Source organism: Holdemania sp. (assembly GCF_986127675.1).
This window is the reverse complement of the sequence record NZ_CFQZWI010000105.1, coordinates 1-9,616: the sequence shown is the minus strand read 5'-3', so window position 1 is coordinate 9,616 and position 9,616 is coordinate 1. Positions and strand designations below refer to the sequence as shown.

Sequence of the window (9,616 nt, the reverse complement as noted above, 5' to 3'; positions counted from 1 at the left end):
TTTCCCTACACGACGCTCTTCCGATCTCAGGCCGGCGAAGCCGCCCGGGAACAGATTGCCGGTCTCGACGAAAGCTTTCATCGCCAGCGCGTAGACAAAGGCGGAAATAATGACTGCAATCAATGTTTTACAGTCTTTTTTGGCTTGGTTTGACATAAAATCTCCTCTTTTTTTCCATTCCTCATTTTATCATCTTTATTTTGTCTTTCAAGCCAAAAAGACAGGAATCTGAAATCCTAGAATTCGATACGGATCTGGTAGCGGCGCAGCCACAGTTCCAGCTGGATAAAATACGCCAGCAGCTGCGGTCCCATCATCAGCTGACCGAACCACGGTTTGGCAAAACTGCCGCCGTCGGTGTCGATCAATTCCTGCAATCCCGCCGGCTCCAGCAGCTCGCACAAACGGCACTCAGGATCGTTGATCAGTGCCTGCAGACGGTCCTTGACACGCTGGGTATATTCCGGATGATAGGTCTTCGGATACGGGTTTTTCTTGCGGTGCGCGACCTTGGCCGGCAGGATGTCTTCAAACGCCAGCCGCAAAAGTCCCTTCTCCTCGCCTTTATAAAATTTCATCGACCACGGCACGTTATACAGATATTGGTAGAGCTTCGCGTCGCAGAACGGCGCCCGCACGGTCAAGCCTGTCAGAGCCGCCATCGCTTCCTGGCGCTGCACCAGCGTCTGCATAAACCAATGCACAGTCAGATACGTCATGAGCTTGGCCCGCTGATCCTGTTCGCTGTCAAATGGATCCTTCGGAGCTCGTTGAACGGTCGCCCAGTAAGCGGAACGCATCGCGCCCTCATAGTCCAGCTCGTTCATCGGCGCGCGCAGCAGCTTCACGCGCTGCGGCAACGACTGCAGCCATGGAAAAGACTTCAGGCTGACCAGATCGCTGCGGTAAAACCACGGATACCCGCCGAACAGCTCGTCCGAGCATTCGCCCGTCAACACCGAACCGTTCTGTTCCCTGACCTTGCCATACATCCATAACAGGCTGGAATCGACATCCGCCATGCCGGGACCATCACGGCCGATCATCGCCGGTTCCAGCAAGTCCGCGCATTTGCGCTGGGCGATGACTAGCGGATGGTGGTCGAACGCATACCGTTCGATCATCGCGTCGATATACTCGTTGTCGCGCGTCGTCTGATACGCGTAGCCCTTGAAATACTGCGCGTTGCCCTCATAATCCAGCGAATACGTCGTTAATGGTCCGCGCTTTGACGCCAGCGCGCACAGAATGCTGCTGTCTAAACCACCGGAAAGAAACGCCGCGTGCACGTCCGAGGCTGCGCACTGGCGGTTCAGCGAATCGCTGACCATCTGCCGGACATGCGCCGCCGTCGCGGCCAGATCCTCGTTGTGCCGGTGCACGTTCAGCTCAAAGTATTCGTGCAGGCTTTCCTTGCGGTCGCGGATCAGCAGCGCATACCCCATCGGCAGCTCCGCGATGTTCTTATAAAACGTCTGCCCTTCGGTATGCGACGGCCCTAACGCAAACAGCTCCAGAAGCGCGGTCCGGTTGACGACCGGCATGCGGCTGCCCTCGGCAAACAACCCTTTGATCTGATCGGAGAACAGCCATTCCCCATCCGGCTTGCGCGTATAATACAACGTTTTCACGCCCATCGGATCGCGCACGATATGCAGCTGATGCCCCTGGACAAACACGATCACGAAACAGCCGTCGAGCTTTTCAAACAGCTTCTCACTTAAAATTTCATACAGCTGCGCCAACATTTTCGCACTGTTGCCTGTGCTTTGCGGCCGGTACTGAGCCCATAACGACCGCAGCTCGTCCTCGTTATCAAGGACGCCCGACCAGAAGCAGCCGCACTTGCGCTGGCTGTCGTAGTAAATTTGATCTGGTTGTGCCGAAGCGAGAAGATGCTCGTCGCTGACGATCGCCAGTTCGTCTTTCAGCCCCATTCGTTCAAGCCGGGACTGTTCTTTTTGAATATTCCGATTTTCGTTGAATATCAGATTGATCTTCGTCATAATTTCCTCCTCATCGTTTCATTCTATGACAAACATCATCGTCTGATTCATCGCAGGCCGTTCAACATTTCCAAATATTGCAGGCTGCGGTTGCGCTGCTGACGCAGACTGCGGGCGCAGACCGGTATCCGGTAAACAACGCCGGTATCAAAACAAACCACGGCGATCCCGTCATCGCTCATAATCTTGCGAATGCGGTCAGCCCGCAGGTAAAGACAGTCATCGCGCTCCATGGACACGGTCGGAATAAAGATCTGGGGCGGATAGCCGCCGATATAAAGCGCCGGTTTCTGGATGATTCCCATTTTCTTACGGTAACCATCCAGCCGCCCTTCCAGGCTGCTTCCCGCCTCGACGCACCAGCGGCGCAGCCATTTTACCGGTTTGTCCGGCAGTGCGCTGATTGTCCCATCGAAATGGACCGCAATCGTGCAGCAGTTTGCTGAATCGTAGTAAAGTAGTAATAAGTCTCTCATAAATTCCCCTTTTTAATGCTTTGGTGAGTGATCCGTCACTAGTAATCATTGCAGAAAATTTAAAAAATCCTGTTTTTTTCTCGTTCTTCGTAAATATTTCTGTTATGCACAGGACAGGGAAATTTTTATTTCTTTTTTATTTTATTCGCATAATTCATACAAACCCGTCAGCTCTATTTATACCCGGCTGGCAGTTTTAACATTCTATTTTCAATTTATTCTTACCGCTTGAAAAAAACATAAAAAAACTCCCGCAAAGCGAGAGTAAAAACCGGAATTTCCGCTGCAATTTCCCTGTTTTTTGATTGTTCAAAGACAAAACAATCCTTATAGAGAAGCCTCAGTCCAATTTTTGTGTTAGGTTATTCTCCGCAGCAGTCGCCGCCGCAGCAGCCGCCTTCATCCGAGGAACAGCCCCCGCCGCAGCCTCCGCAGCCGCCCTGCATCTGACGTTCATAAACGAGCGTGTCGATGACCAGGCATTCGATCTCGACCTTCGCGCCTTTCGGCAGCGCGCCGACCTGCACCGTGGAACGGGCTGGATATGGCCGGTCAAAATACGTGGCGTAAATCTCGTTCATCGCGTTGAATTCGCCCAGGTCGGTCATGAAGACCGTCGTCTTGACGATGTGGCGCATTTCCAGATTCATCTCCGCCAACAGCGCTTCAATATTCTTTAATACCTGGTGAGTCTGTTCCTGGATGCCGCCCGCGATGATTTCGCCGCTGGCCGGATCCACCGGAATCTGGCCGGACATATAAACAAAGTCACCCAGCTTCACCGCCGGGGTGTACGGGCCAATCGCTTTCGGCGCATTGGCAGATGTAATTTCCTGAATCAGCATGTTTACCTCCTGTACGTTTGCCGTTTTGAGTCTGATTTTATGATCGGATTCCTATTCGTCTTCTTCAAAATCCTGGATATAGTAATCCCGCTCCAGATCCATAATCCGCCGCGCGTGGCGCGAGCTGAAATGCTTGACGACCTGAAACGCCGCAATGATTAAAAGAAGCGCGAGAAAGGCAACAGATAAGAAGTCATTGACGTTTTCGATCATTTTCCATCACCTCTGACGCCTATTATACTGGACTTCAGGTTAATTTTCAAATAGAGAACCCTCGGCGATGAAAAAAACCGGCGTCGTCAGGATCAGCGCCTTCCCCTGCGGCCGGATCCAGAACCGTCCGCCCTCGCACAACGCTAACGCCGGACCGGAAAGCAGTCCGTCTTTCCGCAGGCAGGCATAGGCGCACAGCGCCCCTTCCGCACTGCCGCAGATTCGTCCCTGCACCGGCACGCTGGAATCCAGATAAAAGGACTGCGCGTCGATCAGCCGCCAGCGATGCACCGCATGATCCGGCGGATCCCAGGGCAGAATCCCCTCCCCGCGGCATTCATGCTGACCATAATAGCCGATGAAGTCTTTCGTAACCTGCGGACGCGGCAGGCACAGCGCGATTCCATTTTTCTCGATAAACCAGCTGATCCAGCGGTCCGGCGTCCGAATCGTGCCCTGAGCTTGATTCTGCATGCGTTTCTGCCAGGCTGCCTTGGCCAGCACCACGGACAAGAGCGAGGGGCCGTCATTGCCCTGCGCATCGAGCAGAACGCTTCCTTCTTCAGCCTGTTCGCCAACGCCCGCCAGCTGATCGCCGCCGATGCCCAGCCCCCCGCTCAGAATCCGGGACGCCGATTCGGCATGGGGCGGCTGATCGATCAGTACCGTCGAAAGATCCGCAGCCGCAAATTTCCAGAATTTCACAATATCACCTCAAGTATATTTATGCTGGCCGGGCTCAGAATAATGTCAGGAGGCGATAAATATGGCAAGAAAAAACGAGAAAACTGAATCCGGCAAAGAACGTTTCGTCGCTGTTCGTAAGAACAACGAAGGAAACCTGTGTGAATTTAAGTCCAACACAGGCAAGGTCTATGACTATGAGATGGCGATCGAAGCTATCGAACAGGGCAAGATCGAAGGCGCGATGCTGTTTACAGGCCGTGACGGAAAGCAGCACATCCGTTCTAAGAACGATGGCGATCCGAACACGAAGTTCTCTAACCTGAAAGAGTTCTAAGTTTTCCTCCTTAACTCTAAATCAGGACTGCCGGATTCTCTCCGGTACTGAAAAAAGCAGGGCAAAATCCCTGCTTTTTTCTATTTTTCCACGCAGAACAAAATTAATCACCAATGCCGCGGAAAGGATCGTCGCCAACCTTGCCGCTTTTTAAGTGAATCAGCCGAACCGGGCCAGATCCTGTTTCTGGAAAACCGCCTGAAGCAGCTCCGGCAGCCGCTGGGGCGTGCAGGCAAAACAGGGAATCGCGAGATTGGCCACGCGCTGCGCCATATCCTGGCTGTAATACGGCTTGCCGCCATCCTGAATCGCCAACAGGCAGATCACGGTCACACCGCTTTCCTTCATCGCCTGCAGCCGGTGAAGCAGTCCGGCGTGATTGCCGCCTTCATCCAGATCGGAAATCAAGAAAAAAATTGTTTTGTTCGGCTCCTCAATCAGCTGTTCACAATATTTTACCGATTTATGGATATCGGTTCCCCCGCCCAGCTGGAAACCGTAAAGCAGCTCGACCGGATCGCTGCACAGCTCGCTGAGATCCACAATCGTCGTATCGAATGCCACGACGTGCGTGCGCACTGCGTTCATACTCGCCAAGATGCAGGCTGTGACGGAGGAATAGAGGATCGAGCTGGACATGGAACCGCTCTGATCAATATCCAGAATCACATGCCAGCGGTTGCTTTTCTGCTTGCGGTCAAAAAAATAGACGCGTTCCGGTACGATCGTCTGCAGCGCAGGCGAATAGTGCTTCAGATTTTTGCGCACGGTATAAGGAAAATCAATCGCCGCGGCGCTGGGCAGCGGGGAATGCTCCTGCTTCGCCAGGGCGGCATGCACGCACCGCTGCAGCTGTGAGGCCAGCTGACGGTTGATCAGCTCGACAATTTTACGGATGTAGGCGCGCGCCTGATCCTTCGACTTCGCCGGGATCAGATCTTTTAACGTAAGCAATACGCTGGCCATTTCCAAATCCGGTTCCAGCTGTTCCAGCAGCTCCGGCTCCATCAACAGCTGCTTCCAGCCTTTCCGTTCGATCGCATCCTGCTGAATGACTTTGACCAGATCCGGATCAAACAGCGAGCGGATGTCTTTGAGCCACTTTGTAATCTGCGGATGGCTGGGGCCCAGGCCGGCTCCGCCGCCCGCAGCTTCCCCGATTCCGCCATACACCGCCGCCAGCGCGGCATCCAGCGCCAGACCGCGGCGGTCCAGCTTAAAATCGGGATCCAGCTTCTGAAATTCAGACTCTGTTTGAGCGCCGAGGATTAACCGCCAGCGCGTTAGTTTTTGTTGAGTATCCATCAGAATTCACCAAAATCAAAATCTTCCAGTTCGCTCAGAAGATCTTGTTCCTCTTGTTTTAACTCGTCGTTGAGCACTTCCGCAACGCTGTCTTCATCCAGCTGCCACAGACTGCCCAGATTCTGCGCGACCGCTTGCTTTTCCGCGGCGCTGTATGTGCCGAACGCCCGCCGCAAAACCAGCAGAATACGCTGGAAATCGGGATCGGGCAGACTGGCGATGTATTCGTCGAGCTGCCGCCACAGATACGCGCGGGCGATCAGGGCGTAGTGATTGCGCAGCATCAATCCCTCAAAGCTGGCCGCCGCGATTTCCGCGGGCACCCCAGGCGACAGCCGATAGCTTATCCACTGCTCCAACTCCGCTTCCGCTAACAGTCCCCGTTCCAGCCGGATCGCCGCCGCATAGCCGCCTAACAGCGGATGGACGTCGCCGCGGCCGGATAATTCCGTTAAGACGTCCAGCCAGGTTTCCTCCATGTAATGGTCGTGCAGAATCGACAGCTCATTGATGGAACCCAGCGCTTCCATTACGCCGCGGGCGGCTTTGCCATCGCACTGGCAGCTGCCCGGACACAACAGCAGCGCGCGGTAAAACAGCTGGTGAAACAACGGCTCAATCGCCGTACTGTCCATCTGCCGCAGCGAACCAAACCGCAGCAGCGTGCTCAGCCGGCGCGCCGTCTTGACGATCTCCTCCAAGGCCGAGGAATCAATCGCCAGCGCCTGCACCGCTGTTAAAGCATCGTCAAGACTTTCCTGCAAGCCGCAGAGAAATGCTTCTTCCATGACCGCCGCGCATTCGCTGAGCTGCTGCGCACGGGCCAGCTGTTCACGCAGCACAAACTGAGCGGCGGAGGCGACGCTGTCGCCGGAGAGCGAAGCTTCAATCAACGTGATCTCCGCCGTGCTGCTCCACTGTAAATCCCAGCTTTCCTTCCAATCGCCGCGGGCCTGAGTTTTTGGCCGCAGCGTGCCAAACGGAACGCCGAGCACCCGCAGCCGATGCAGAAACATCGACCGGCGCAGATCGAGAAACGCGGACGCTTCCGTCTTCACCGTGGTCTTCTCCCGCAGATCCAGTTCCAGTAAATTCGCTGTCAGCGTGTTGTAGCGCTGCAGCTTCAACGTCCGCAGCGCCTGATAAAAATCATTCTGAATCGCCGTCTGCGACAGACCCTGGGGCAGACTTCCGATCGCCGTGCCGATTTCCGTATCAACAAAGGCTTCCATTAACACTGTCGGCCGGCCCTCGCCCATGCAGGCCATCGCGGCATCCTTTAAATCCTGCAAAGAAGGCGTCGCTTCCTGCCGCAGCGCGGCCAGACTCTGCGCCAACTGCAGCGCTTCGATGACCTGGGCGGTGGAACAAGGATAGCCATGTTTGCGCTGATAAAACGATAATTGCGATAAGTAAGCCGCGGCCGCCTGATCAGGGCGCCCCTTGCGTCCATACTGCCAGAGTTGTTCATAGTAGGCCGGCGTTTTGTTGCCCGCGCCATAACCGGAGAGCGAGGCCAGCCGGAAATAGGAATACGGCATGAGCGTTCGCCGGACGGACAGCGCCGGAAGCTTTTCTGCTTGTCCTGAAGCCGACGGTGTTTCAAGACCTTCGCGATGATACGCGCCGCAGATCACCGCAATTCGTTCTTCGTCGATTCCACTTTGGATATAACGATTGATGACCCCGCGCATAAACGCCTCGCGGCGCAGCGTCAGCGCATCCGGCGGCTGAAGCTGACGCAGATGATGCGCGAACAGCGCCAGCGCTTCGGCAAACTTCGCCCCGTCCGTTTCATGCTCAAACATCCGTTCCCAACGATCCTCTTCATCCAGCTTCAAATCCATGGCCTGATCCTGCGCCTGATCGTTTGCCTGCGGTTTGTCCGGCGTGTCGTTTTGCACCAGAAACGCCGCGGCAGGCAGATCCATAAACGCACACGGTACCTGATGGGCATGCGCCCATTGCATCGCGACATACTCTGGCGAATAGCACGCAAACGGATATAAAACCGAGCGGACCGGCGTTGTGTCAGTGTACGCCATGATCGCAAACGGCGGCGTCAGTTCCGCGCTGACGATCGCTTCGATGAAATCGCTGCAGTCGCTCGGGCCTTCGATCAGGACGACCTGGGGCTGAAGCTGATCGAGAAACGCACTCAGATGGAGCGAACAGGCCGGCGAGAGATGACGGACGCCGAAGACCGCCGCCATTATTTATTCAGCTCCATGCACGCGTGATAGAGCTCATAATAGGCCAGGCCTTTCTTCTTCAGAATATTTTCCAGGTAGTCCTTCCACGCCACGCCGTCTTTCGCTTCATCCTTGACAATCGCTCCCTGCAAGCCCGCGGCCACATCTGCAGCGCGGATTTTTCCATCCCCAAAGCTCGCCGCCAGCGCCATACTGTTCGCCAAGAGCGAAATCGCCTCAGCAGAGGACAAGACACCGGAGGTCGTTTTCACCTTCAGCTTACCATCCAGCGTCGCCCCGCCCCGCAGCTCGCGGAAGATCGTGACGACCTGTTCGACAATGTCCTGATCCGGCATTTTCGCCTGCAGGCCCAGCGATCCCGACAGCTGGCCAACCCGCTGGGTAACGATCTCCATCTCCGTCTTCAAATCGCCCGGCGCCGGCAGCACAACGATGTTAAACCGCCGTTTTAAAGCCGCCGACATCTCGTTGACGCCCTTGTCGCGGGTATTCGCGGTGGCGATCAAAGAGAACCCTTTCTGCGCCGGAATTTCCAGATTCAGCTCCGGCACCGACACGCGTTTTTCCGACAGGATCGAGATCAGCGCATCCTGGACCTCGCTGGCGCAGCGGCTGATTTCCTCAAAGCGCACAAGACTGCCGCTTTCCATCGCGTGCAGCAGTGGACTTTTGACCAGCGCTTCCTCGCTGGGACCCTTGGCGATCAGCATCGCGTAGTTCCACGAATAGCGGATCGCTTCCTCGCTGGTGCCGGCGGTGCCCTGGATCACTTTTGTCGAATCGCCGTTGATCGCCGCACACAGATGCTCGCTTAGCCACGACTTCGCCGTGCCCGGCTCGCCGATCAAAAGCAGCGCCCGGTCGGTGACCAGCGTCGCGATCGCGATTTCGACTAAGCGCGGATTGCCGATATATTTCGGCGTGATCTCGAGCTTGCCGCTGCGCCCGCCGCAGATATAGGTGAAGACGGAACGGGGCGACATGTTCCAGCCGGGCGGAACTGGATATTGTTCGTTGGCGATTAACGTATCCAGCTCTGTTTGATACAAGATCTCGGCGGGCAGCCGCTGAAATTTCTGATTTTCCATTATTCATCCTCGCTTTCTTCACATTGCGTGATCGCACTTTCCAGCACGTAGAACTCCCATAACTGGGCGTTCGGCCGTTTCTTCTTCCAGTAGTCCTGCAGCTCGTTTAAGACCGGAATTGCTTCGCGCGGGCGGCAGAAAGCACGCGTCATCATCGCCATCTGTCCCGGGCCGAAAGCGCTGTGTTTTAAATAGGCAAGCAGCTCTTCCTGCAGCGGCAGTCCGTAAACTTGTTTAAAATACAAGTGCCCTGCCGTCTGGCGGCGTTGATCAAAATAATCGAAAAGCTTCTGCTTCAGGAGGGCATTTTCCGGATCGGCCAGATGCACCAGCACACTGCTGCCTAACGGATCCTCCGCCCCGTAAACCGTGGCCATGGTTTTCTTGAACAGTCCCTTCTCCACGTTCCGCTGTCCCGTTAACAAGATCGGAAGAGCGTCGTGTAGGGA

At 55.4% G+C, this 9,616-nt stretch carries 10 protein-coding genes; 1 reads left to right on the top strand and 9 read right to left on the bottom strand.

What is annotated here, in order from left to right; all coding sequences use genetic code 11:
- Positions 1–236 precede the first annotated feature (236 nt).
- The 5 genes from AC5OW4_RS12850 to AC5OW4_RS12830 all read right to left on the bottom strand — a co-directional run bounded on the left by AC5OW4_RS12850 (position 237) and on the right by AC5OW4_RS12830 (position 4,245).
- On the bottom strand, positions 237–2,006 hold the full coding sequence (locus tag AC5OW4_RS12850; protein WP_072684475.1) for an asparagine synthetase B family protein: 1,770 nt from the start codon (positions 2,004–2,006) through the stop codon (positions 237–239).
- Positions 2,007–2,053: 47 nt separating this feature from the next.
- A complete protein-coding gene (locus tag AC5OW4_RS12845) occupies positions 2,054–2,482 on the bottom strand; it encodes a competence protein ComK (protein ID WP_072684476.1) in 429 nt (142 codons plus the stop codon).
- Between the two features lie 362 nt (positions 2,483–2,844).
- Positions 2,845–3,327, bottom strand: coding sequence for a RidA family protein (locus tag AC5OW4_RS12840; RefSeq protein ID WP_493677048.1), 483 nt, complete (start codon positions 3,325–3,327; stop codon positions 2,845–2,847).
- 51 nt (positions 3,328–3,378) lie between these two features.
- Positions 3,379–3,540 (bottom strand): hypothetical protein, encoded by a 162-nt coding sequence (locus AC5OW4_RS12835; RefSeq protein WP_159432785.1) that lies wholly within the window; start codon positions 3,538–3,540, stop codon positions 3,379–3,381.
- 39 nt (positions 3,541–3,579) lie between these two features.
- Positions 3,580–4,245 carry a hypothetical protein gene (locus AC5OW4_RS12830; protein WP_493677047.1) on the bottom strand — a complete coding sequence of 222 codons (666 nt, stop codon included), beginning with the start codon at positions 4,243–4,245 and terminating at the stop codon, positions 3,580–3,582.
- Positions 4,246–4,306: 61 nt separating this feature from the next.
- Between AC5OW4_RS12830 and AC5OW4_RS12825 the strand changes: the two genes are divergently transcribed.
- A complete protein-coding gene (locus tag AC5OW4_RS12825) occupies positions 4,307–4,561 on the top strand; it encodes a DUF3892 domain-containing protein (RefSeq protein ID WP_020223481.1) in 255 nt (84 codons plus the stop codon).
- A 159-nt stretch (positions 4,562–4,720) separates the two neighbouring features.
- Here the strand turns inward: AC5OW4_RS12825 and AC5OW4_RS12820 are convergent, their stop codons facing one another.
- The 4 genes from AC5OW4_RS12820 to AC5OW4_RS12805 form a co-directional block, all read right to left on the bottom strand.
- Entirely contained in the window at positions 4,721–5,866 is a 1,146-nt protein-coding gene (locus AC5OW4_RS12820) for a VWA domain-containing protein (protein WP_072684478.1), read from the bottom strand.
- Entirely contained in the window at positions 5,866–8,079 is a 2,214-nt protein-coding gene (locus tag AC5OW4_RS12815) for a DUF5682 family protein (protein WP_493677046.1), read from the bottom strand. The genes AC5OW4_RS12820 and AC5OW4_RS12815 overlap by 1 nt, the downstream gene beginning before the upstream one ends.
- Entirely contained in the window at positions 8,079–9,167 is a 1,089-nt protein-coding gene (locus tag AC5OW4_RS12810; protein ID WP_295767824.1) for an AAA family ATPase, read from the bottom strand. Before AC5OW4_RS12810 ends, AC5OW4_RS12815 begins: the two co-directional genes overlap by 1 nt.
- Positions 9,167–9,616: hypothetical protein (locus tag AC5OW4_RS12805; RefSeq protein ID WP_493677045.1), on the bottom strand; the 450-nt coding region annotated here is incomplete at its 5' end. The genes AC5OW4_RS12810 and AC5OW4_RS12805, both read right to left, overlap by 1 nt.

Bases quoted from the DNA above. Each gene is read 5' to 3' on its own strand.
- AC5OW4_RS12850 (WP_072684475.1), bottom strand. From the start codon at position 2,006: ATGACGAAGATCAATCTGATATTCAACGAAAATCGGAATATTCAAAAA.
- AC5OW4_RS12845 (WP_072684476.1), bottom strand. From the start codon at position 2,482: ATGAGAGACTTATTACTACTTTACTACGATTCAGCAAACTGCTGCACG.
- AC5OW4_RS12840 (WP_493677048.1), bottom strand. From the start codon at position 3,327: ATGCTGATTCAGGAAATTACATCTGCCAATGCGCCGAAAGCGATTGGC.
- AC5OW4_RS12835 (WP_159432785.1), bottom strand. From the start codon at position 3,540: ATGATCGAAAACGTCAATGACTTCTTATCTGTTGCCTTTCTCGCGCTT.
- AC5OW4_RS12825 (WP_020223481.1), top strand. From the start codon at position 4,307: ATGGCAAGAAAAAACGAGAAAACTGAATCCGGCAAAGAACGTTTCGTC.
- AC5OW4_RS12820 (WP_072684478.1), bottom strand. From the start codon at position 5,866: ATGGATACTCAACAAAAACTAACGCGCTGGCGGTTAATCCTCGGCGCT.
- AC5OW4_RS12815 (WP_493677046.1), bottom strand. From the start codon at position 8,079: ATGGCGGCGGTCTTCGGCGTCCGTCATCTCTCGCCGGCCTGTTCGCTC.
- AC5OW4_RS12810 (WP_295767824.1), bottom strand. From the start codon at position 9,167: ATGGAAAATCAGAAATTTCAGCGGCTGCCCGCCGAGATCTTGTATCAA.